Genomic DNA, 21,390 nt, shown 5'->3' on the forward strand with positions numbered 1-21,390 from the left:
CGCGGCACTATAGGGTCGGCGGCGCTACCCGCAAGTGGAGTAGACGGGGGAAACCGACTTGTCGCAACGAAAGTCGGCGTATGGCGAAGATGGAGAGCACCGTGGGGCCGACGATTATCTTTTGGTACGAATTCGCGTCGACGTATTCGTATCTCAGCGCAATGCGGATCGCGGAGGCGGCTGAGCGGGCTGAGGTCGAGGTCGAATGGCGGCCGTTTCTGCTCGGCCCGGTCTTCAAATCGCAAGGCTGGAACACGTCTCCGTTCAATCTCTATCCGGCCAAGGGCCGGTACATGGTGCGCGATATCGCGCGCACGGCCGCGGCGCGCGGGCTCACCTTCCAGATGCCTGCGACGTTCCCCGGCAACGGCCTGAAGGCTGCCCGTCTCGCCATCGCTGCTAAAGCGCAGGGGGAGATCGGCAGCTTCACCCGTGCCGTCTATGCAGCATCGTTCGGCAAGGGTTTGGACATCTTCGATGACGCTGTCTTGACGGATTGCCTTTTGTCCGCAGGCCTCGATCCGGAAGCGACGCGCGTGCTGGCCGCCGACCCTGCGGTCAAAGCGGCCTTGCGCGCCAACACGGACGAGGCGCAGGCGCTGGGCATATTCGGGGCGCCGAGTTTCACAACCGGCGACGGCGAACTGTTCTGGGGGGACGATCGGCTGGATCAGGCTCTGGCGTGGGCAAAAGCGAAAACTGGGACAAAAACGTGAGGCTTTTTACGCGGTGTTACAGCAGCGCGATGAAGACCTTACGAGATTGTATTGCTGCGCTTTCGTGCTTTTGCATTGCACTCGATTCGTGAACATAAAAAAGGCTTTCAAGGGGTGTTTGCGGTGTTTCTGACCTGCGGAAGCTGTTAGAAGCGCGGGAACTAATCTCAGTGGGGGAGATGGGGCGTGGCCAGATCGATTCGCATTGTCGGAAGACTCGTTTGGATCGGGTTTTTCTGTGCCGCAATGGCATTGCCGCTCGGCGCTGAAGAAATCACGGTAACGGTCCCGCCGGATGATACGCCCGCGCAGGCGCAGCCAAGCAATCCAGCTTACGATCCGACCGCACACCCGACCGACGACAGCGTGCCACAAAGTTCGGCTCAGGCCGATGCGCCGGCTGAATCCGCTCCTTCCGAGCCTGCGCCGGCAGCGCCCGAGCCTCAACCGGAGGCGACGCCGGCTCCCGCTGCGCAAGCGCCGGCAGAAACGCCAGCACCGGCTGCTGCCGAAGCTGCTCCGGCGGCGGCGCCTGCGGCTCCCGTCGTGAAGAAAACGCATAAGAAAACCAAGAAAGCAGCCAACCCAGCAGCCGCGCCGGCCACGGGTACCGCCGAAGCCGCTCCTGCGAAAAAGGTGACGAAGACCAAGTCGGCCAAGGCGTCATGTCTCAATCTCACCGAAGACCAATGCGGCTCTAACACGGCCTGCATCTGGGTCGCAGCCGGCACCAACGATGCCGGCAAGGCCACCAAGGCGCGGTGCCGCTCGATGGCGATCCTGAAACGGGAAATCGACAAGGCGGCGAAAGCTGCCAAGACGAAAGAGCCGGAAGTTCTGCCGTGGGCCAAGCCGACGACCACGGGCTCGACCGCAACGGCGACGACGGCCGAGACAAAGCCAGAGAAGAAGCCCGTTCACCACAAGAAGGCAAAGGCGAAGCCTGCCGCCGCGACGCCGACAGCTGCTGCGGCTCCCGCTGAAGCTCCGGCTGCTGCGGGCGGTGACGCTGCGCCTCCGTCCGACGCGGGCGGCGCAGACTAAGCCGCCATTCCCAACGCGCGGGCCGATTTTCTTCGCTGCTAGCTAGGGGTTAGTGCAGGTAGCCCGGCCACCGCGGTGTGACGGGGACGTTGCGCTCCAGGCTTTTTCGGCCTTCGTCGCTGCCAAAAACCAAACGCCACTGAGCGCAAGCGGCGTCGGCGGCGTCCATGGCCGATGTGCTGGCGCGGGCAGTTGGAGCTGCGACGGCATAAGGGACGCCGTAGGACAGCATCATCGCTACCATCGGCGCCTGATAGAACGTCCACGGCGTGGCCGCCCAGAAGGCCTGGACCGCAGGCGGAAATGCGGGGGGCGCCATCATCGACGGGCGTGGCGCTGATTGTCCGGCCGACCAATAGGCCGCACAGGCGTCGGCCATCGCGAGCCAGGATTGCATGAGATCGGGTTGCGCGGGCGGCTGCGGCTTTGGGACAGGTGTCCAAGCTTCGAACCAAGCGGCCCAGGGGGCGACGGGCTCCGCGGGTCGGAGGCTCTCCGGCGTCATGTCTTCGTAAAGCCGCTTCTGACAGGCGAGGGAGGCGGCGACCGAGGCCTGGCCCATCTCGAACATGGCTTCCGTCGCTTTCTGCAGAAAGCGAAAATGCAGCGCGCAGTCGAACACAGGCGTTATCCCTCTAGCTCTGCGACAATATAGCAGCCTTGCTGCGATGCAGCAACAGCGAAGCGTGCGGGCAACTGTTTTGGTTAATCACGTCTGCGAGAGGACGCGGGGGCGATCGCGATCAATCGCGGGAGCTTGGCGAGGTGTCGTCGTCGGCGACGGCTGCGTGGGTGACGCCCGGCACCGCCGATCCGTCACGCTTCGCGAACTTGAGCCGTTCGAGCGCCGGCATACGCCAGAGACGCCGGTCTGCGGTCGTGTCGGCGGCCGGAGGACGAGTGATGACGACGCTGACGCCATCGCCCTTGTCGGCTCGCCGCGCGGTTGTTTCTGTGGCGGGCACGTCTGCGAGCGGGGGAGTCGGGTCGTGACCGCGGCCCGTAAACTGGCCGGCTGCGAGCCAATAGACGAAGCCGCCAAAGAAGCCGACGGTCAGGAAAGTCTTGATTGCGTAATTGTTGAAGATCGTTGGCTGCCCTGCCACTTCGCTGGCGTATTGGGCACTGAAGCCGAGCAGGGCGATGACGATGCCGGCGAGCAGATAATACGACAGAGCGCGAATCGAGAACCATTCACCGATCAAGGCCGCGATCAAAACGAAGGCGGATGAAAAAATTCCGATGTGGGTCGCCGCGAGCAGTGCGAGGTCGATGACCTCGGTAAGCGTCTTAGGCCATTGCCCGGTCGTGCCGGAAAGAGCGCCGATATCGATGAAAAGCACGGTCACGAGGCCCGCCGCTAAGCTCGCGAGCGTCAAGCCAAATACGATGCGCGCCAACGTGCCGATTAGTCTGAGCACAAGAACTCCGCCCCAAGCCACCCTGGCGCGGAGTGTATATAGGCGGCGGGTCGAGGCTCAACAGAAATTCGGATTGGCCGCTGATCAGGGATTGGCTGCCGGAGCGGTCCGATCTTTCGCGGACAGGCGCTGGCTTTCGGACCTAAGTTGCCCGCAGGCCGCAAGAATATCGCGTCCACGCGGCGTGCGGACGGGGCTCGCGTAGCCGGCGCGGTTCACAACATCGGCAAAGCGTTCGATCGTTTCCCAATCGGAACATTCATAGCGGGTACCCGGCCACGGATTGAACGGGATCAGGTTGATTTTAGCTGGGATTCCGGCCAGGAGCCGCACCAGCGCGCGGGCTTCGGCGAGACTGTCATTGACGCCCTTCAGCATCACGTATTCGAAGGTGATGCGGCGCGCGTTCGAAAGCCCTGGGTAGTTGCGGCAGGCCTCCATAAGCTCGGCGATCGGGTATTTCTTATTGATCGGGACGAGTTCGTCGCGCAGCGCGTCGTTGGTGGCGTGCAGCGAGATTGCCAGCATGGTGTCGGCCTCTTCGCCCCACCGCGGAATCTCGGGAACGACGCCGGACGTCGAGAGCGTGATGCGCCGTTTCGACAGCGACAGGCCTTCGCCGTCCGACGCTACGTCCATCGCGGCTTTGACGTTGTCGAAGTTATAAAGCGGCTCGCCCATGCCCATCAGCACGACGTTGGTGATCTTGCGTTCCGCGTTCGGGAGTAAGCGACCGTCGTCGGGGCCCTTGGCGCCGGGCCAATCGCCGATACGGTCGCGCGCCAGCATGATCTGGGCGACGATTTCTTCGGCTTCGAGATTGCGCACGAGGCGCTGGGTGCCGGTGTGGCAGAACGAGCAATTCAGCGTGCAACCAACCTGGCTCGAAATGCAGAGGGTGCCGCGGTCGCTTTCGGGAATGTAGACGGTTTCGATTTCCGGCGGGCGGGCTTCATGGCTGCGCTTTGCGAGGCGGAGCAGCCATTTGCGCGTGCCGTCGACCGAGATTTGCTCGGAAACAATCTCTGGACGGTCGAGCGAATAGATGTCGGAGAGCTGGCGGCGGAGGTCTTTGGAGACATCCGTCATGTCGTCGAAGCTCGTGACGCCGCGGACGTAGATCCAGCTCCAGAGCTGGCCGACGCGCATGCGAAGCTGCTTCTCCGGCACGCCTGCGGCGGCGAGTGCGAGCTTCAAGCGGTCGCGCGTCAGTCCTGCCAGCGATGGCTTCGCAGCGGGCGCTTCTGGATCAATTTTAACTAAGGGCGCGGCGGTCATAATTTAAAAAATCAGCTTTGAGTTGCGGAAGTGGCCCTTTTACAGGCGTTTGGGCGCTGTGGATAGCGGGCCTAATTGTCCTCCCGCTTTCTCGTCATCCCCGGTCGAGCGAAAGCGAAGACGGGATCCAGCGTTAAACTTGTCGAAGACACAATATAGAGCCTGCGGCACACTTTACGCCTGATCCCCGAACTGCCTCGCCGCGCTCGTCGGTTCGAGGATGACGGAAACTACAAAATAAACCGGCTGAGGTCGGCGTTTTTCGAGAGTGGGCCGACGCGCTCTGTCACGTAGGGGCCGTCGATGACGACGGTGGCGCCGCTCTTGTCGGACGCTTCGAACGAAACCTCGTCGAGTACCCGTTCCAGAACCGTCTGCAGGCGTCTGGCGCCGATGTTCTCAACGGTCGAATTCACTTCGACGGCGGCGTCGGCCAGCGCATCGATGGCGTCGGGCTTGAATTCGAGCGTCAGGCCTTCCGTCTGCATCAGGGCGACGTACTGCTTGATGAGGCTCGCCTGGGGTTCCGTCAAAATGCGTTTCATGTCATCGCGCGTAAGCGCATTGAGCTCGACGCGGATCGGCAGGCGGCCTTGCAACTCAGGCAGCAGGTCCGACGGCTTGGAGACGTGGAAGGCGCCGGATGCGATAAAGAGAATGTGGTCGGTTTTCACCGGGCCGTACTTTGTCGCGACCGTGGTGCCTTCGATCAACGGCAGAAGATCGCGCTGGACGCCTTCGCGCGAGACATCGGCGCCACCACGCGCGCCGTCGCTACGTGAAGAGATTTTGTCGATCTCATCGAGGAAGACGATGCCGTTGTTTTCGACCGCAGCGATCGCTTCGCCGGAGATCTGATCGCTGTCGATCAGTTTGTCGCTTTCCTCGGCAATGAGAATGTCAAAGCTGTCTTTAACGGTCACGCGGCGCGACTTCGTCCGCTGGCCGAGCGCCTTGCCCAGCATCTCGCTGATGTTGATGGTTGCCATCGAACCGCCGGGCATGTCGAACGTCGGGATGGGAGACGCCGTATCGGCGACAAGGATGTCGATTTCCTTGTCGTTCAATTCATTGTTGCGCAGCTTCTTGCGGAAGCTATCGCGCGTGGATGGTGAGGCGTTCGAGCCGACGAGCGCATCGAGTACGCGTTCTTCCGCGGCTTTCTCGGCTTTGGCGCGGACGCCTTGGCGTTTCGATTCTTTGACGAGGCCCAAGCCGACTTCGACGAGATCGCGGATAATGCTTTCGACGTCGCGGCCGACGTAGCCGACCTCGGTGAATTTCGTGGCTTCGACTTTGAGGAACGGCGCGCCCGCGAGTTTCGCCAAGCGGCGGGAGATTTCGGTCTTGCCGACGCCAGTCGGGCCGATCATCAAGATGTTCTTCGGCAGGACTTCGTCGCGCAACTCGCCGGTCAATTGCTGGCGGCGCCAGCGATTGCGCAACGCGATGGCGACGGCGCGCTTGGCGTCCGCTTGGCCGACGATGTAGCGGTCGAGTTCGGATACGATTTCACGCGGGGAAAAGTTGGTCATTGTCTCGCTTGCGGAAGGTAGGGACCGATGGGTGTGGCGTTCAGCACCGGCAGCAGGCGGTTGCGCAGCGGGTGCCAGAAGACGCCGAGGATCAAGACGAAGCCGCCAACGAGGGCAAGCGTCAAGGTGAAGGACGAGGGAGCGTTGCCGCTATGAGGCAGCTCCACGCCACCGCTCAAGAGATCGTAGACCGCGCCGCAGAAGTAGGCGAGCGACGAGACGAGCAGTGCGCGCCGATCTATGGCCAGCGCAAAGAGGCCAAGTGCCAGAACGGTCAGAAGCACGACGCCAGAAGTCATCAAGCCGTTGGTTGAACTTTTGATCAGCATGATCATCGGCGAGACGATCAGTGCGGCGGCGACGAGATGCAGCCAGAAGGCGCAATCGGAAAAGCGCATGACGCGCTTGGGGTCCTTCGCATCGTAGAACAGCGCGACAAGCAACACGAAGATGCCGTAACCGAATGCCGCAAACGATAAGCCGAGCCCTATCGAGTAAAGACCTTTGCTGACGACGGCGTAGCCGAAGAACGCCATCAGGCCGAGCGCGAACGGCAGGCGGAAGCGCAAGTAATAGACGAACGCCGCGATGAGGGCTGGCAAGCCGAACACAAGTGTCGGATTGCGCCAGAATGCGAGTTCGGAAGCGGTATCCCAGTTGGAGGATTTTAAGTTGTCCCAGTGAAGCTGGACGACGACGGCGGAGGCTGCGAACGCAACGAACAGCAGAGAGAGCACCATTCCCGGCAGCACGGCGCGCAGCCGTCCGACGAGAATTTCGCTCAAGATCCAGAACGTGGCGGCGGCGACAGCCAGTGTCGCGACCCAGCTGATGCCGAAAAGTCCGGTGGACGTAACGGTGAGAAACGCAGCCGCGATCAGCAGCACGCCAATGGTCAGGAAAACGTCGTTGAAGCCGTTGAGGAAGCGGAAGCGTTCCTCATCGGCCAGCACGGACGGTTCGCCGTCGGGTCCGAGCGGCGCAGCGGCGGGACCATGGCGCATGGCACGCAGCTTCTCGGCTTGCGCGGCGTCGATGACGCCCGCGTCGACGGCTGCCTGAAGATCGTCAGAGGATGGTCCGTTGGCCATGAGCGGGCTCGCGCCGTTACGATGTCTTCGCGTCGAGGCTTTCGACGACGATGTTCGAATTCGTATAGACGCAAATCTCGGCGGCAATGGACATGGCCTTGCGGGCGATGGCTTCGGCGTCGAGCGGTTGGTCGATCAAGGCGCGCGCGGCGGCAAGCGCATAGTTGCCGCCGGAGCCGATGCCGGCGATGGCGTTTTCGGGTTCCAGCACGTCGCCGGTGCCTGTCAGGACGAGGGTCGTTGTGGCGTCGGCGACGATCATCATAGCTTCCAGGCGGCGCAGGAAGCGGTCAGTGCGCCAGTCTTTCGCCAGTTCGACGGCGGCACGGGTCAACTGGCCGGGGTATTGCTCAAGCTTGGCCTCGAGCCGCTCGAACAAGGTGAAGGCGTCGGCCGTCGCGCCTGCGAAGCCGCCAATCACGTCGCCTTTGCCCAGGCGGCGGACCTTTTTGGCATTCGACTTGATGACCGTTTGGCCCAGGCTGACCTGGCCATCACCGGCAACTACAACTTTGCCGCCCTTCCGGACCGTCAGGATCGTCGTGGCGTGCCAACTCGGAAGGCCGGCATTTTGGCTCTGGTGCGTCATATGTATCGCGTCAGTTAAGCTTTTGGCGGGAAGATGCAAGGTGGGTGGGCCTTGGCCTGTCGGGTGACAAGCTGATAAAGGCTCGTGGCCTCGCGGGCAAACATTGATGGTTTTCTGGCCCCGGCGGCCGGCTTCCGGTACGGGAGTCGCCGGGGCCAAACGAAAAGGAACGATTCACGTGAAGCGGCAGGCGACGATAACGCGCAAGACCAAGGAGACCGAGATCTCCGCGACCGTCGACCTCGACGGGACGGGCGCCTACGACGTTTCGACGGGGATCGGCTTTCTCGATCACATGCTGGAGCAACTCGCCCGGCATTCTCTCATCAACATTACGCTCAGGGCCAAAGGCGACCTGCACATCGATTTCCACCACACGGCCGAGGATACGGGCATCGTGCTGGGGCAGGCGATCGCCAAGGCGCTCGACGATAAAGCCGGGATCGTGCGGTATGCCGACGTGCATCTGCCGATGGACGAGACGCTGACGCGCGTGGCGGTCGACGTTTCGGGGCGGCCGTTTCTGGTCTGGAAGGTGGACTTCACGCGGCCGAAGCTTGGCGAGATGGACACGGAGCTGTTCCGCGAATGGTTCCAGGCGTTTGCCCAGAATGCCGGCATCACGCTGCACGTCGAAAACCTTTATGGCGAGAACAATCACCATATCGCGGAGACCTGCTATAAGGGCCTCGCGCGGGCCCTAAAGGCGGCGGTTGCGATCGATCCGCGGCAGGCGGGTCGCATTCCGTCGACGAAAGGCGCGCTTTAACGTTCGAGCCGGTCGTCCTGACGGATCTGGCTGACGGATCTGGGCGGCGCGCCGTTCGAATGGAGCAAGGAGCTTTGAGTTCTGTGTCGACCTACACCGTGCATGAGCCGCCGGATGCCGATGCCGATCGCATCGATCGCGGCGTCGAGCTTGAGTTCGTCAAAGACGGGTTTTCGTGGTTGACCGCAATCTGTCCGCCGCTCGGGTTTGTGGCGAACGGCGTCTGGCTGATGGCGATTGCCTATCTCGCGGGTTCGGCGCTGCTCGGCTACGTGCTGAATGCGCTGAAAGTCAGCCCGGACAGCATCGGCATCATCTTTCTGATGATCAACGTCTACCTTGGCTTCGAGGTGTCGAGCCTGAAGCGGTGGATGTTGGACCAACGTGGCTGGCAGATGATTGGCGTCGTCAACGGCAAGTCGATTGCTGAGAGCGAGCGGCGGTTCTTCGAAGGCTGGCTGCCGGAGCAGCCGGTGATAGCGCGCGATGACGCCACTGGTGCGTCGTCGAGGGCGCGCGGATCGCGCTTCTGGCCATTCGGCATTGGGGCTTGAGCGTCACGCGCGCGCATTGTTCTTCCGGGTATGCGTCGTGAGACGATCGCAATCCAGGTCGCATAGTCCGCGTCGTTGAGACTGGGTCCCAGGTCTCGCAAGAGGGCTCACCCGGGATGACAATTGGCGCGGCTTGCGGCATTGGAAGCTGGCACAATTTATCTCACTGAAGATTCCTCCGAGGCCCGGTCTTCTCATGCAAAGCGTCGTTATCATCGATTACGGGTCGGGCAATCTGCACTCGGCGGCGAAAGCGTTTGAAAGTGCGGCGCGCGAGAGCGAGGCCGATGCCCGGATCATCGTCAGTCCGCGGCCTGATGATGTGCTGGCGGCGGATCGGATCGTGCTGCCGGGTGTCGGAGCATACGGCGACTGCAAGCATGGGCTCGAACGCGTGCCGGGGCTCATCCCGGCGCTGGAAGAGACGGTGCGGCAGAAGGGTCGGCCGTTTCTCGGCATTTGCGTCGGCATGCAGCTTTTGTCCGAGCGGGGGCTCGAATTCGTCGAGACGCCGGGGCTTGGGTGGATCAAAGGGGAAGTGCGTGCGATTGCACCCAGCGATCCGGAATTGAAAATTCCGCACATGGGCTGGAACACGCTCAACGTTGTCCATCCGCATGCGTTGCTCGACGGCATTCCGACCGGCCCGGACGGCTGGCACGCGTATTTCGTGCATTCGTTCGCGATGGTGCCGACAGAGCGGCGCGTCGTCGTTGCCGAGACAGATTACGGCGGGCCGATCACGGCGTTCGTCGCCGACGGCAATATCGCGGGCACGCAGTTTCACCCCGAGAAGAGCCAGAAGCTCGGGCTGAAGCTGATTGCGAATTTCTTGAAGTGGAAGCCGTAGATATTGACGTCATGCCGACGGAGGTCGGCATCCAGTCAGCGAGCAAATGTCTGGCAAGCTGAGGCTTGGCTGGATCCCGGCCTGCGCCGGGATGACGTTCAGCGGGCGTGTCTATCCCCCGATCTCTAACCCCTTCCCGATAGGGAGCAGGAAGTCAGAAGCCGAAGTCACCGCGCGAGCGTGCCGACGGCCGATTGAATGACCGTCCAGACGCCGCGCGGGACGTGCCATGTGCCATCGGTATCGTCGTCTTCGAGGCGGCCTTCGAGCCAGGTGAGACGTGACGTGCCGGCCGCGTCGGCGCGACCAAGTTCGTGGACGGCGAGTTCATCAGGAGAATCGAAAAGGATCGCGAGGCGTCGCTTGATCTGTTCGGCGCCGAGCCAGGTTCTGACGTACCAGACGCCGTTGCCGGCGGGGGCGTATTCGGTCGCGATGTAGGGGAGCGAGAACGTCACCGTCCAGGTGTCCTGGTTGGCGGATTTGGGGGTGTGATGGAGAAGGAAGGTCTTCATGGCGCTAATCCGGTACTGGGCGGGGGAAGCTTTGGGGGAGCAGGCATGAGGTACGCAGTACGCGACGTGAAAAAACGCAAAGTGAAAAAAGGAGCCGGGGATCATGAGGCAGTTGGGGGGCATGATCCCCGGGTCTCCAGCATCGGCCTTTGGACGAGACGAGCCCGTCGGGGGAAGGCTAGGGGGAGAGAAAGACCCGCCCCGCCCAAAGACCGGAATTCGTGAGCGTCAGCCGGCTTTCGCGAACGGCAGCTCGGGCTCCATCGGCTCGGCGGCAGCTGTTGCGGGAAGCGGGAAGGCGATGACGTTGCCATCGGGTGCGAGATCGACGCTGGGGCGGCGCTGGCGGAACCAGCGGAGCGACGTGTTCGTCATTGCGGCGTCGCGCTTCGTCGCCTGGATCAGGAGGCCGTCATCTTCGGCGAGGAGCGCGCGGAGATCGGTCTCGAGTTCCACTTCTTCGCGTTCGGACATGACGTACCAGGTGTTCGACAGTGGCCGGGCCCACTTGTCGCCAATGCCCATGATGGCCTGGGCGACGACGTGCTGATTGCGGGTCGGGTGGGCGAGATCGTACGAGATGAGGTAGGTGCGCATGGGGGCTCTCCTAGTGTTTCGGGAGGGTCGAACACGCTACTCTGACCCAGGGTGGCGCCTGACTTGCGGCGTCGTGAACATAGGAAGAACATGCCACGACTCAGAACAGTTGTCCAGCATTTGTTCTAAAATTGTTCTTGTCGGAGTCTTAACGTCGTGGTAGGAACAACAGGTTAAAATAATTAAGAATTTCGGCCTTAAGCGGGGCGTTGCACCCCGGGCCCAAGCGGAACATGTGCCGGCGGCCCGTTACGCCTCGGGAAACAGGCTCAGCTGATTGGGATCAGGGTGCGCGGACGTCGGAATGCGCCGGTGGGGACCGGGATCGAAGCGCGGCTCAAGGCCCGGAAAACGCCGCTGGAACTCAGCCAGCGCCCTGGCGCGGGCGCCGGGGAAGCGCACTTCCTCCCAGATTTCATAGAGGCGGCGCGGGTCGCAGGCGTAGCGGCGCTGCAGGTCCGTCGGGCGGATGCGCATCCAGCGGGCGATCCAGATGTCGACCGCGTCGTCCTCGGTTAGGGGACGGCGGGCAACGGCAGGCGGCGGCTCGACAAGAAACGCGGTAGCCATGGAACACTCTTATTTTTGCGCATTGCGACTCCTTCCGGTGGAGTCGGCTGTTTCTTCGATTGCGCGCTGCGACACGCGTTCCGCGAGCCGGCCGCAGCGTGTAGGTCTTGACGTAGCCTGCGATCCGCGATTGATCGCACGGAACATTTAGGAACCCAAGACAGCAATCTGATGGCCGGATTGTCGCGCCGGATATGGCGCGAATTCGTCCTCTCCCTGACGGGAGCAGGAATTTACCCGCGAGACAAAAGCATTGATCCTATTCCCTGCCATTGACTTGAAAGACGGCCAGTGCGTGCGGCTGAAGCTCGGCGAGATGGATGCCGCCACCGTGTTCAACGACGATCCGGCGGCGCAGGCGGCGAGCTTCGAGCGCCAGGGCTTCAAGTATCTGCATATCGTCGATCTCAACGGCGCGTTTGCCGGCAAGCCGGTCAATGGTGCGGCGGTCGAAGCCATTCTAACGGCGATCAAAATGCCGGCGCAGCTTGGCGGCGGGATTCGCGATCTTGCGACCATCGAAGCTTGGCTGGATAAGGGCATTCGCCGCGTGATCCTCGGCACGGTCGCGGTGCGCGATCCGGCGCTTGTGAAGGACGCGGCGAAACGCTTTCCAGGCCAGGTCGCGGTCGGAATTGACGCCAAGGGCGGCAAGGTGGCCGTCGAGGGTTGGGCGGAGACATCGGAGCTGACGGCTGTCGATCTGGCGAAGCGGTTCGAAGACGCGGGCGTTGCGGCTATCATCTATACCGACATCGAGCGCGACGGTGTGTTGAAGGGGCTTAATCTGCCTGCCACAGCTGCGCTCGCGCAGGCGACGCGCATTCCGGTCATCGCGTCGGGAGGTCTTGCGTCCATCGCCGATGTGCGCGACCTGATGAAACCTGAATACCGCATGCTCGAAGGGGCCATCACGGGCCGCGCGCTCTACGATGGCCGCCTCGATGCCAAAGAAGCGCTCGAACTTCTGGAGACGGCATGAAGATCGGTGACAAAGTTCGTGTGCTGGGCGTTCCGGATGGCGTGCCCAAAGATAACAAGCAGCTCATGACGCTGTTTCGCGGCTGCGTCGGCAAGACGTTTCCGATCGTCAAGTTCGACGACGGACTGGTCGAGCTGCATGTCGGCGAAGTTTTCGGCAAGTCCGCCGAGCATCACCAAATCTGGCTCGATCCGAGCCAAGTGCAATTGATTGAGGCCTGAACTTTGAACGTCATGACGCAAGGCGCGTCGGCCGAGCCGATGCAGCCGCCTGAAATTGCGCGGCGGCGCACGTTCGCGATCATCTCGCACCCTGACGCCGGTAAAACGACGCTGACGGAAAAGCTGTTGCTGTTCGGCGGAGCGATCCAGATGGCGGGCGCAGTGAAAGCGCGCGGCGAGCGGCGGCGCACGCGTTCCGACTGGATGCAGATCGAGCAGCAGCGCGGCATCTCGGTGACGTCGTCGGTGATGACGTTCGAGCGTAACGGCATCGTCTACAACCTGCTCGATACGCCGGGCCATTCCGACTTCAGCGAAGACACGTATCGTACGCTGTCGGCGGTCGACGCGGCGGTGATGGTGATGGACGCGGCGAAGGGCATCGAAAGCCAGACGCGCAAACTGTTCGAAGTTTGCCGCCTGCGCGATATTCCGATCATCACCTTCATCAACAAGATCGACCGCGAAGCGGAAGATCCGCTGACACTGCTTGATCAGATTGCGGCCGATCTCGCGCTCGACCTCGTGCCGATGGCGTGGCCCGTTGGCATGGGCACGGATTTTCGCGGTGTACTCGATCTCGTCGGCAATAAGATTTTGCTTCCCGAGAGCGCCGAGCGCGGCGCTTCGTACGGGCATTCGCAACCGCTCGAAACGTTCGAGGGACTGCGCCGCATCGAGGGAATCGACGAGCGTATCGCTGAGAAGACGATCGAGGCTGTGGAACTGGCGCAGGGTGCGCTGCCGCAGTTCGATCTACAGGCCTTCCGCGAAGGGCATCTGTCGCCGGTGTTCTTTGGCAGCGCCTTGAAGAATTTCGGCGTCGAGCAGCTTCTCGACGCGCTTGGCGCCTGGGCGCCGGGGCCGCTGCCGCGCGATGCCACGCAGCGGACGGTGCAGCCGGGCGAGGATCAGGTTACCGGCTTCATCTTCAAGGTGCAGGCCAACATGGACCCGAACCATCGCGACCGTATTGCGTTCATGCGGATCTGCTCGGGCAAGTTCAAGCGCGGCATGAAGATGCTGCACGTCCGAGACAACAAGCCGATGACGATCTCGTCGCCGACGTTCTTCTTCGGCCAGGGCCGCGAGACTGCGGACGAAGCCTGGGCGGGCGACATCATCGGCGTACCGAACCATGGAACGCTGCGCGTCGGCGATACGCTGACGGAAAAAGAGAGCCTGAAATTCACCGGCATCCCGAATTTCGCGCCGGAGCTTCTGCGCCGCGTCGTTATTCAGGATGCGATGAAGGCGAAGCAGCTCAACCGCGCTTTGGACGATCTGGCAGAAGAGGGCATCGTGCAGGTGTTCACCCCGATCGCGGGCGGGCGGCAAATTCTCGGCGTCGTCGGGCAGCTGCAGTTCGAAGTTTTGCAGTCACGTGTGGCCAACGAATACAGCGTACCGGTGTCGCTGGAACAGTCGCCGTTCGAAGTGGCGCGGTGGATCTCGGCGGATGATCCGGCGGCGTTGCAGAAGTTCGTCAATGCGCATCGGGGCGAGATCGCGACCGATCGTGACGGGGCGCTCGTGTTCCTTGCGGAGAGCGCCTGGATGCTGAAATACAAGACCGAGCGCTTCCCCGAAATCAAATTCGCCGCACTCCGGGAACGCGGCGAATCCTAATTCGATTGTAGGCATGCTGAGCAGCTAAAGGCGGCGTGGCTGCGGGAGCGACCGCTGCTGCGCCCAAAAACGGGTATCTGCGAGAACATTGCCGCTTGCGGCGGCCACTCCCGCCAATTTGATATTCCGGCGATCGCCGTCGGAGGTTTGATCCGCGTCAAATTCCCGCAAACAGACGAATAAGGCGCGGCTTCAGACCGATATATTTGGCTCCCGCCTCTGCGGGTTGTTGAACTTGCCTTCCACGCCTTCCAGCCACTTATGCAGCGCGGTTTCGAGGGCATCCGTCTGGGCGGACGCCTTGCTGTGCTGCAGCTCCGTTATGGTGCCTTCCGCGTCCAGCGAGCCGCGAATGGTGTCGTGCTGATCAATGAAATTGGTCAGGGCGTCGGCTTGATCGCCAATGATGCCATGGGCTTCGAGCTGGGTGCGGGCCTGTGTAATACGGTCCTGGATTGCGGCCAACCGGGCGCGAAGGTTCTTAGGGGCAAATTCGTCGACCATAGATTTTCAGGTTCCCTTGCAAATTTTTGCGCGTAGTCCCGCGAGACGGCATAACTTCCGAAGTGCGCGAGAGTTCCCTCAGGGAGACCGTTAATATGCTCGACGCTGACGGATACGGCGTGATAGTTGCCTAGCCACGGGGCGTGATACCGGAGCTCCGAGGTGCAAAGGAAGTCGCTTTTACAAATATGCTGAAAGTCCGCATCATTCCATGTCTTGATGTCAAAGATGGACGAGTTGTAAAGGGCGTCAATTTCGTCGATCTCATCGATGCGGGCGATCCGGTCGAGGCGGCCGCCGCTTATGACGCAGCCGGCGCCGACGAGCTTTGCTTTCTTGACATCACGGCGAGCCATGAAAACCGCGACACCATTTTCGACGTGGTTGAACGCACGGCGAACCGCTGCTTCATGCCGCTGACGGTCGGCGGCGGCGTTCGGACCGTCGAGGATATCCGGAAGCTCTTGGAAGCGGGCGCAGACAAGGTTTCGATCAACACGGCAGCGGTCAATAATCGTGCGTTCGTGAAAGAAGCGAGCGAGAAATTCGGGGCGCAGTGCATCGTCGTCGCGATCGACGCCAAGCGCGTCTCAGCCGAAGGCGAGCCGGCGCGGTGGGAGATCTTCACGCACGGCGGACGTAACCCGACCGGTATCAATGCCGTCGAATATGCACGCGAAGTTGCAGAACTCGGGGCAGGGGAGATTCTGCTGACCTCGATGGATCGCGACGGCACCAAAGCCGGGTTCGACGTGGAATTGACGCGGGCCGTGTCGGATGCCGTAACAATTCCCGTCATTGCCTCGGGCGGCGTGGGCACGCTGCAGCATCTGGTTGATGGCGTCGAAGGCGGCCACGCGAGCGCCGTACTGGCAGCGTCGATCTTTCACTTCGGGACGTACTCGATCCCGCAAGCGAAAGACTACATGGCCAAAGCCGGACTCGCGATGCGGATGGATTCCTAGATTTTCTTGAGTTTGGAATGGCGCCCTGCCCTCCGTCATGCCCACGGAGGTCGGCATTCAGACAGGCATCACCATTTCACCTGTCGAGGTTTGACTAGATTCCGGCCTGCGCCGGGATGACGGTATGAGGAACCAAAAGGGCGCCGCCTTGGGGCTATGGCGTCCGGTTTCTAAGGCGCGGGCGTTTTATCCGGGAAGCGGCAGATGTCGTTGATGAGGCAGCGCCAGCATTCGGGCTTTCTCGCCTTGCAGACGTAGCGGCCGTGCAGGATCAGCCAATGATGGGCATGCATGGCGTATTGCTCCGGCACGACGTGCATCAGGTCTTCTTCCACCCCCAGCGGTGTTTTTCCGCGTGATAGTCCGATGCGGTTCGCGACGCGAAAGACGTGCGTGTCAACCGCCATCGTCGGCTGGTGAAAGGCGATGTTCATGACGACGTTCGCGGTCTTGCGGCCGACGCCGGGCAGCGATTCCAGCGCATCGCGATCCGACGGTACGATGCCGTCGTAGTCGTCGACCAAGCGCTGCGATAAGCCGATGACGTTCTTCGCTTTGGCACGATAGAGGCCGATCGTTTTCACGTAATCGCGCAGTTTGTCTTCGCCGAGCTTCAGCATCTTTGCCGGCGTATCGGCGATCTTGAAGAGAGCCCGGGTTGCTTTGTTGACGCCGGCGTCGGTTGCCTGGGCGGACAGCACAACGGCGACCAATAGCGTAAACGGATTGGTATGCTCCAGCTCGCCCTTGGGCTCGGGGTTTGCGGCGTGAAACCTCCGGAAAACCTCATGAATTTCGGCTTTGTCGAGCAGCGCGGATTTACGCGCCTTCTTGGCCGCAATTGCCGCAGGTTTTGCCGCCTTGCGTTTTTTTTCGGAACTTCCGATGCTTGTATGGTGTACATCCGAGGACGCTTTGGCCATCAGAGCTCCGCTGTGTTGGCGCCGTTGGCGCTGCGCAGTGATGGGTTGAGACGGGTCGCCAGCCACGAGACATGAGCGATAAACGAACTGAAATGCAATCCGCGAAAGATACGCAGTTTGTGCTTCATCCTCATCGCTCGCTGCCGCCGAGCGGTTTCCTGATCATGATGAGCTTGGTCAGCTCGGTAAGCTTCATCGTCGGGCTGGTGTTTTATCTCATGGGCGCGTGGCCGGTGTTCGGGTTTTTCGGGCTCGACGTCGCGCTGATCTACTGGGCCTTCAAACGCAACTATCGCGACGGCCGGGAATACGAGACCGTGGACGTCACTCCCGACGTGCTGACGCTCACGCATGTGCATCCCTCGGGGAGGCGCGAAGTGTTCGAGTTCAACCCGTATTGGACGCGGGTGAACTGCACGGTCGATCGTCCGGACGGGAGGACGTCGCTCTGGCTGTCGGCGCAGGGCAAGGCGGTGCGGTTCGGGAAGTTTCTGACGGATGACGAGCGGCGTGATTTCGCCAATGCTCTGACCGGGGCGCTTATCGCGTCGCGCGGGTCAAGGTTTTAGTAGACGCTCTAGCTAATCATTCAGCATCGTCAGCGCGGCGCGGCGGTCGCCCGGCTTTAAGCGCAGGAACTGCGTACGCGCAGCCTTGACGTCTTTTGCGGCGCCGGTTTCGGCGGCGGTCTTCAATGCTTTCGTTGCGGGGTGATCGGCGCCTACGACAAAGGACAGGGCGCCCGCGAGACGCCCCATCGTGGCCGCATCGAACTTGAAATCGTCGTCGGCCATTTAGTAGTCCTTGGCTTAGTTCGGATCCGCCGCCACATACGCAACGGAATCGATCCTTTCAAGCTGTAACCGAGCAGCAACCGTGGCGCGTTCGAGAATGGCCGCAGCAAGAAAAAAGCACGAGGCGGGGATCACGATAGTTATAAGGGAGACGGGGGAACTGAGTAATAAATGGCGTAACACTATGCGATGCATTCGCAGTCTGTATTCCGCATACTTATCGCGTTTTTCTTTTGGTAGCTCTGCCAAACTTCGATCTAGTCGCTCCTTTTGGTTGGGAATGCTGACGCCCTCCTCGTGCATCCAAAAGGAAGCGGCGAGAACGTTCGACAAGCTCAATACATGAGCAAATCGAATAAATCCGTTCATCGTAACCCGCAACGTTCCGTATGCCTCATCGTCGAACGAGAGATCACCGTCCACGACATTGTCGAACAGCTCATCTCTTAAACAGAACATCTGCTGTCGGAACTGATCGATGCGAAAATCGCGATAAAGCCAGAAGATATAATACCAAATAAATGCCAAGGACCCCAGCGAGACCAATGCGTATACGTATGTCAATTTCGATCCTCCGGTCTCGTGTCTCCTCGTGGTGTCAGCTTGCTCGAAGAGCGATGAGGGTCAACTAATCCTTCCAGATAGATATTTCGGCTTTGCAAACGTTCAACAGTATCGCGCCGCAATCGGCGCTGCTGTACTCCATATGCGGTGCCAATGATCGCAACCGTCCACGACAATGCGACAGAAACGTTGAAAGTTCCCCAAAACCCAACGTCAACGTCCGCAGTCGTCGTTTTCCCGGCCAATGCCTCCACGGCCAGATATGCACACCACGCTATAAAACATAGGCCGCCCCATCGAATTATATCCCGCCCCAGGGCAACGAACCCTTCTGAGCGTTTTGCCGATCGAAGAAGTCGCAGCTCAGTTTCTAGCTGTGCCCTGGTTTTTTGCGCCAATGCTTCCCCCCGTAGGTTTTATCGAAGCATAGCATATCTCGCGTAATGGGGGATTCCCGGAATTCCACTCGAGCACGTTTAACCGGCAACGCGAGACAACTTTGGTCCTCGATCGTTACTGGAATCGCCCGCCTCGCTGCAGGACTTCGATCTTGTAGCCGTCCGGATCGTCGATGAAAAAGAACGTGCCGAACGGCTTGCCGTCGTGTGTCATGTTCTTGATGTCTTTCGGCTGGTAGCCGGCAGCGACGATTTTCGCGCGCGTTGCTTCGAGATCGTCAACGACGAAGGCGATATGGCCATAGCCATCGCCAAGATTGTAGGGCTCGGTGCGGCCCTTGTTGACCGTCAGCTCAACCTCGAAATCATTCTCGGCGTTCTTCAGATAGGTGAGCGAAAAGTCCGGCCAATCTTTCTTTTCGGAAACTTTGAGACCGAAGCACGCCTCGTAGAACTTCACCGAGCGCGCCTCGTCGAGAACGCGGATCATCATATGAATCGCTTTGGCCATTCTGTCCGTTTCTCCCTTTTCGTTTTCGTTCTTTTTACGTCACGGCCACATCGAGTCCGGCCATGACAAGAGGAAAAAGGCGTCACAGCCAGGGGCGCGAGGAGGCGGTGCCTTCTTCGAACGTCGAGATGGCTTTGCCCTTCTCCAGCGTCAGGCCGATGTTGTCGAGGCCGTTCAACAGGCAGTGCTTGCGGAATGGATCAATGTCGAACTTGATGACGCCGCCATCGGGACCGCGGATTTCCTGTTTTTCCAGATCGACGGTGATCGTCGCGTTGGCGCCGCGGCTGGCGTCGTCCATCAGCTTATCGACGTCCGCCTGCGGCAGCTTGATCGGCAGGATGCCGTTTTGGAAGCAGTTGTTGTAGAAAATGTCGGCGAAGTCGGTGGCGATCACGCAGCGAATGCCGAAGTCCAACAGCGCCCAGGGCGCATGCTCGCGCGAAGAGCCGCAGCCGAAGTTGTCGCCGGCAACGAGGATCGTCGCGTTGCGGTACTGCGGCTTATTCAGGACGAAGTCCGACAGCTCGTTGCCCGTCGCCGGGTCGTAGCGCATTTCATAGAACAGCGACTTGCCGAGGCCGGTCCGCTTGATCGTTTTCAGGAACTGCTTCGGGATGATCATGTCGGTGTCGACATTGCGGATCGGCAGGGGCGCCGCTACGCCGGTCAGAACCGTGAATTTATCCATGCTTACGTCTCCTCTTCAGGCGCGCAGTGTGTCTGCCAGCGCCCGGAAATAGCCTTCCGCCGAGGCAAGCCGCCGAGCGTGCCGGAAAGCGCCGAACTCCCGGATGGCGGCTTCGAGATCGAAGGGCTTCAGATGTTCCAGCCGCCGTTTAACGCCAGCCTGCTTGCGCCCGTCAAGATGGTGTTCGAGCGTCGCGACAATCGTTTCGACGTAACCACTGACGCGACCGAACTCGCGGGTGGCGGTCAGGAGCGCTAGGCGGTTATGGGGTTCGCCTTCGAGGACCGCAAGGCTTGAGGCGGCGCGGGCCAATGTTGCTGCAACTTCCTCGGCATAGAGGGCGACCTTCTCGCGCCGGAGGCCGTCCAGCTTGGCGGCGAGCGCCAGCCAGCGGTTGACCGTGCGGGCGAGGTCAAGAAGGCGCTGGGCGTAGTCGGCGAGCCGCATGGCAGATCCTCAGGTCTAACGGATCTGGGATTTTACGGCCGCCGGAATGGGCGGGGATAAGTTTTTGGCTTTTTTGGCGGGCCGCGGCGACTCCCGTTCCCGGAGCCGGCCGCCGCGGCTAAACCTAAATCGTCACCGGATCTTCGGGTCGGCGTAGCACTTGCGCATGTATTCGCAGCGGTACGATCCGGAGAAGTGCATGGCATCGCCTTTGGCGGGCGTAATGAACGTGCAGATCTCTTCCAGGCCTTCGGGCTTCAGCCAGCCCTGGCGGCGGCCGCGCTGGACGGCGAAGCAGTCGGCGGTTTCCTCGTCCGGGCCGCGGAACTGATGTCCGCACTCGTGCGCGTAGATCCACTGCTTGACGGGCGTCGATACCTTGTCGAGCAGGCGCGGATTCATGATCAGGAAGCCCGGATAGGCCGCGCCGTAGTCATCAAGCTTGTTGTCGATGACCGTCGGCCGTTGGCCGCAATATTGCGTCTGGCCGTCGAGTTTGAATTTTCCAGGGCCAACGATGTGGCTGTCTCCGCCGACGGTCGAGACGTATTGCTCCGGCGTCGGGATGCCGTCGCGCAGCGTTGCCGACGTGTCTTGCGCGTCAGCGGATGGCGCGAACGCAACCGCAAAGCCCAAACATCCCGCCAAGACGATCCTGAATAGGAATCGCCGGCCGCTCATCCGTTCAAACATTCAAAAACGTGCCCCGCGTTCTTTCAGCCTGCCCCTACAACATGGACCGAAATGTCGTAGTGCTCAAGCTTAGCCGTCTTGTGGCATGAACACAGTTAATCCGATGTGACTTCCGGCCACGGTTCAGTCACTTATGCGGGTCTCTATGGCCTCCATGTCATCGTCCGAGAAGCCAAAGTGATGGCCGATTTCATGGACGAGGACGTGCGCGACGAGGTGGCCCAGCTCTTCGCCCTCGGAGGCCCACTCGTCGAGAATGGCGCGGCGATAGAGGAACACCATGTCGGGTTCGCGCGTGGTCTCGGTCACGCTTTTGCGGTCGAGGCTGACGCCCTGGTAAAGGCCCGTCAGTTCGAAGGGATCTTCGATGTCCAACTCGTCGAGGATGTCGTCGGACGCAAAATCTTCGATGCGAATGATGACGTCGCCAGCCATCGTGCGGAATTCGGCGGGTAGCTTATTCCACGCGGTTTGCGCGAGCATCTCGAAGTCGGCAAGGCTTGGGGCGATGGCATTGCTCCAATCGATCGGCATCTCGG

At 61.1% G+C, this 21,390-nt stretch carries 28 protein-coding genes; 10 read left to right on the forward strand and 18 right to left on the reverse strand.

Annotated elements, in window-relative coordinates; genetic code table 11:
• The first annotated feature begins 80 nt into the window (after window positions 1-80).
• On the forward strand, window positions 81-716 hold the full coding sequence (locus ACLB1Z_RS00590; RefSeq protein WP_409561576.1) for a 2-hydroxychromene-2-carboxylate isomerase: 636 nt from the start codon (window positions 81-83) through the stop codon (window positions 714-716).
• Window positions 717-902: 186 nt separating this feature from the next.
• Entirely contained in the window at window positions 903-1,760 is an 858-nt protein-coding gene (locus tag ACLB1Z_RS00595) for a hypothetical protein (protein WP_409561577.1), read from the forward strand.
• A 49-nt stretch (window positions 1,761-1,809) separates the two neighbouring features.
• Here ACLB1Z_RS00595 and ACLB1Z_RS00600 read toward each other — a convergent pair whose 3' ends face one another.
• From ACLB1Z_RS00600 to hslV, 6 genes are all read right to left on the reverse strand, one after another.
• Window positions 1,810-2,382 (reverse strand): hypothetical protein, encoded by a 573-nt coding sequence (locus tag ACLB1Z_RS00600; RefSeq protein ID WP_409561578.1) that lies wholly within the window; start codon window positions 2,380-2,382, stop codon window positions 1,810-1,812.
• Window positions 2,383-2,503: 121 nt separating this feature from the next.
• The gene (locus tag ACLB1Z_RS00605) at window positions 2,504-3,181 is read right to left on the reverse strand and encodes a hypothetical protein (RefSeq protein WP_409561579.1); all 678 of its coding nucleotides are present in this window, start codon (window positions 3,179-3,181) and stop codon (window positions 2,504-2,506) included.
• Between the two features lie 84 nt (window positions 3,182-3,265).
• Window positions 3,266-4,459 carry a 23S rRNA (adenine(2503)-C(2))-methyltransferase RlmN gene (gene rlmN, locus ACLB1Z_RS00610; protein WP_409561580.1) on the reverse strand — a complete coding sequence of 398 codons (1,194 nt, stop codon included), beginning with the start codon at window positions 4,457-4,459 and terminating at the stop codon, window positions 3,266-3,268.
• 230 nt (window positions 4,460-4,689) lie between these two features.
• A complete protein-coding gene (hslU, locus tag ACLB1Z_RS00615; RefSeq protein WP_409561581.1) occupies window positions 4,690-5,994 on the reverse strand; it encodes an ATP-dependent protease ATPase subunit HslU in 1,305 nt (434 codons plus the stop codon).
• A complete protein-coding gene (locus ACLB1Z_RS00620) occupies window positions 5,991-7,085 on the reverse strand; it encodes a hypothetical protein (protein WP_409561582.1) in 1,095 nt (364 codons plus the stop codon). Before ACLB1Z_RS00620 ends, hslU begins: the two co-directional genes overlap by 4 nt.
• A 16-nt stretch (window positions 7,086-7,101) precedes the next feature.
• Complete coding sequence (gene hslV / locus ACLB1Z_RS00625; RefSeq protein ID WP_409561583.1) at window positions 7,102-7,674, reverse strand: ATP-dependent protease subunit HslV; 573 nt, start codon at window positions 7,672-7,674, stop codon at window positions 7,102-7,104.
• Window positions 7,675-7,852: 178 nt separating this feature from the next.
• On the opposite strand from hslV, the gene hisB reads away from it, so the two are divergent.
• From hisB to hisH, 3 genes are all read left to right on the forward strand, one after another.
• Window positions 7,853-8,443 (forward strand): imidazoleglycerol-phosphate dehydratase HisB, encoded by a 591-nt coding sequence (gene hisB, locus ACLB1Z_RS00630; protein WP_409561584.1) that lies wholly within the window; start codon window positions 7,853-7,855, stop codon window positions 8,441-8,443.
• Window positions 8,444-8,526: 83 nt separating this feature from the next.
• Window positions 8,527-8,997 (forward strand): DUF2628 domain-containing protein, encoded by a 471-nt coding sequence (locus tag ACLB1Z_RS00635; RefSeq protein WP_409561585.1) that lies wholly within the window; start codon window positions 8,527-8,529, stop codon window positions 8,995-8,997.
• Between the two features lie 196 nt (window positions 8,998-9,193).
• Window positions 9,194-9,847, forward strand: a complete 654-nt coding sequence (gene hisH / locus ACLB1Z_RS00640) for an imidazole glycerol phosphate synthase subunit HisH (RefSeq protein WP_409561586.1) — start codon at window positions 9,194-9,196, stop codon at window positions 9,845-9,847.
• 167 nt (window positions 9,848-10,014) lie between these two features.
• On the opposite strand, the gene ACLB1Z_RS00645 is transcribed toward hisH, so the two are convergent.
• From ACLB1Z_RS00645 to ACLB1Z_RS00655, 3 genes are all read right to left on the reverse strand, one after another.
• The gene (locus ACLB1Z_RS00645; RefSeq protein WP_409561587.1) at window positions 10,015-10,362 is read right to left on the reverse strand and encodes a hypothetical protein; all 348 of its coding nucleotides are present in this window, start codon (window positions 10,360-10,362) and stop codon (window positions 10,015-10,017) included.
• Between the two features lie 228 nt (window positions 10,363-10,590).
• Window positions 10,591-10,959, reverse strand: coding sequence for a hypothetical protein (locus tag ACLB1Z_RS00650; RefSeq protein WP_013950265.1), 369 nt, complete (start codon window positions 10,957-10,959; stop codon window positions 10,591-10,593).
• Between the two features lie 249 nt (window positions 10,960-11,208).
• Window positions 11,209-11,529: a hypothetical protein gene (locus ACLB1Z_RS00655; RefSeq protein WP_409561588.1), complete on the reverse strand. Its 321-nt coding sequence runs from the start codon at window positions 11,527-11,529 to the stop codon at window positions 11,209-11,211.
• Between the two features lie 253 nt (window positions 11,530-11,782).
• Between ACLB1Z_RS00655 and hisA the strand changes: the two genes are divergently transcribed.
• Genes hisA through ACLB1Z_RS00670 form a run of 3 tightly spaced genes read left to right on the forward strand, consistent with a single transcriptional unit; the run spans window position 11,783 to window position 14,361 of the window.
• Window positions 11,783-12,511 carry a 1-(5-phosphoribosyl)-5-[(5-phosphoribosylamino)methylideneamino]imidazole-4-carboxamide isomerase gene (hisA, locus tag ACLB1Z_RS00660; protein WP_409561589.1) on the forward strand — a complete coding sequence of 243 codons (729 nt, stop codon included), beginning with the start codon at window positions 11,783-11,785 and terminating at the stop codon, window positions 12,509-12,511.
• Entirely contained in the window at window positions 12,508-12,732 is a 225-nt protein-coding gene (locus ACLB1Z_RS00665; protein WP_409561590.1) for a hypothetical protein, read from the forward strand. Before hisA ends, ACLB1Z_RS00665 begins: the two co-directional genes overlap by 4 nt.
• A gap of 12 nt (window positions 12,733-12,744) precedes the next feature.
• Window positions 12,745-14,361 (forward strand): peptide chain release factor 3, encoded by a 1,617-nt coding sequence (locus ACLB1Z_RS00670; protein ID WP_409563321.1) that lies wholly within the window; start codon window positions 12,745-12,747, stop codon window positions 14,359-14,361.
• 192 nt (window positions 14,362-14,553) lie between these two features.
• Here ACLB1Z_RS00670 and ACLB1Z_RS00675 read toward each other — a convergent pair whose 3' ends face one another.
• Window positions 14,554-14,865 carry a hypothetical protein gene (locus tag ACLB1Z_RS00675; RefSeq protein ID WP_409561591.1) on the reverse strand — a complete coding sequence of 104 codons (312 nt, stop codon included), beginning with the start codon at window positions 14,863-14,865 and terminating at the stop codon, window positions 14,554-14,556.
• Between the two features lie 188 nt (window positions 14,866-15,053).
• On the opposite strand from ACLB1Z_RS00675, the gene hisF reads away from it, so the two are divergent.
• Window positions 15,054-15,830 (forward strand): imidazole glycerol phosphate synthase subunit HisF, encoded by a 777-nt coding sequence (hisF, locus tag ACLB1Z_RS00680; protein WP_409561592.1) that lies wholly within the window; start codon window positions 15,054-15,056, stop codon window positions 15,828-15,830.
• Between the two features lie 170 nt (window positions 15,831-16,000).
• Here hisF and nth read toward each other — a convergent pair whose 3' ends face one another.
• Entirely contained in the window at window positions 16,001-16,753 is a 753-nt protein-coding gene (nth, locus tag ACLB1Z_RS00685) for an endonuclease III (protein WP_409561593.1), read from the reverse strand.
• Window positions 16,754-16,824: 71 nt separating this feature from the next.
• Between nth and ACLB1Z_RS00690 the strand changes: the two genes are divergently transcribed.
• The gene (locus ACLB1Z_RS00690) at window positions 16,825-17,322 is read left to right on the forward strand and encodes a DUF2244 domain-containing protein (protein ID WP_409561594.1); all 498 of its coding nucleotides are present in this window, start codon (window positions 16,825-16,827) and stop codon (window positions 17,320-17,322) included.
• A gap of 12 nt (window positions 17,323-17,334) precedes the next feature.
• On the opposite strand, the gene ACLB1Z_RS00695 is transcribed toward ACLB1Z_RS00690, so the two are convergent.
• The 7 genes from ACLB1Z_RS00695 to ACLB1Z_RS00725 all read right to left on the reverse strand — a co-directional run bounded on the left by ACLB1Z_RS00695 (window position 17,335) and on the right by ACLB1Z_RS00725 (window position 21,385).
• Window positions 17,335-17,547, reverse strand: a complete 213-nt coding sequence (locus tag ACLB1Z_RS00695) for a hypothetical protein (protein WP_409561595.1) — start codon at window positions 17,545-17,547, stop codon at window positions 17,335-17,337.
• 15 nt (window positions 17,548-17,562) lie between these two features.
• Window positions 17,563-18,111 carry a hypothetical protein gene (locus ACLB1Z_RS00700; protein WP_409561596.1) on the reverse strand — a complete coding sequence of 183 codons (549 nt, stop codon included), beginning with the start codon at window positions 18,109-18,111 and terminating at the stop codon, window positions 17,563-17,565.
• A 513-nt stretch (window positions 18,112-18,624) separates the two neighbouring features.
• Window positions 18,625-19,020 carry a VOC family protein gene (locus tag ACLB1Z_RS00705; RefSeq protein WP_409561597.1) on the reverse strand — a complete coding sequence of 132 codons (396 nt, stop codon included), beginning with the start codon at window positions 19,018-19,020 and terminating at the stop codon, window positions 18,625-18,627.
• A gap of 82 nt (window positions 19,021-19,102) precedes the next feature.
• Window positions 19,103-19,711 (reverse strand): 3-isopropylmalate dehydratase small subunit, encoded by a 609-nt coding sequence (leuD, locus tag ACLB1Z_RS00710; protein WP_409561598.1) that lies wholly within the window; start codon window positions 19,709-19,711, stop codon window positions 19,103-19,105.
• 15 nt (window positions 19,712-19,726) lie between these two features.
• Window positions 19,727-20,158, reverse strand: a complete 432-nt coding sequence (locus ACLB1Z_RS00715; RefSeq protein WP_409561599.1) for a hypothetical protein — start codon at window positions 20,156-20,158, stop codon at window positions 19,727-19,729.
• 132 nt (window positions 20,159-20,290) lie between these two features.
• Window positions 20,291-20,839: a hypothetical protein gene (locus ACLB1Z_RS00720; protein ID WP_024275014.1), complete on the reverse strand. Its 549-nt coding sequence runs from the start codon at window positions 20,837-20,839 to the stop codon at window positions 20,291-20,293.
• A 135-nt stretch (window positions 20,840-20,974) separates the two neighbouring features.
• Window positions 20,975-21,385 (reverse strand): metallopeptidase family protein, encoded by a 411-nt coding sequence (locus ACLB1Z_RS00725; RefSeq protein ID WP_013950279.1) that lies wholly within the window; start codon window positions 21,383-21,385, stop codon window positions 20,975-20,977.
• Window positions 21,386-21,390: the final 5 nt, after the last annotated feature.

Source organism: Hyphomicrobium sp. MC8b, from assembly GCF_905067615.1.
Lineage (GTDB): Bacteria > Pseudomonadota > Alphaproteobacteria > Rhizobiales > Hyphomicrobiaceae > Hyphomicrobium_B.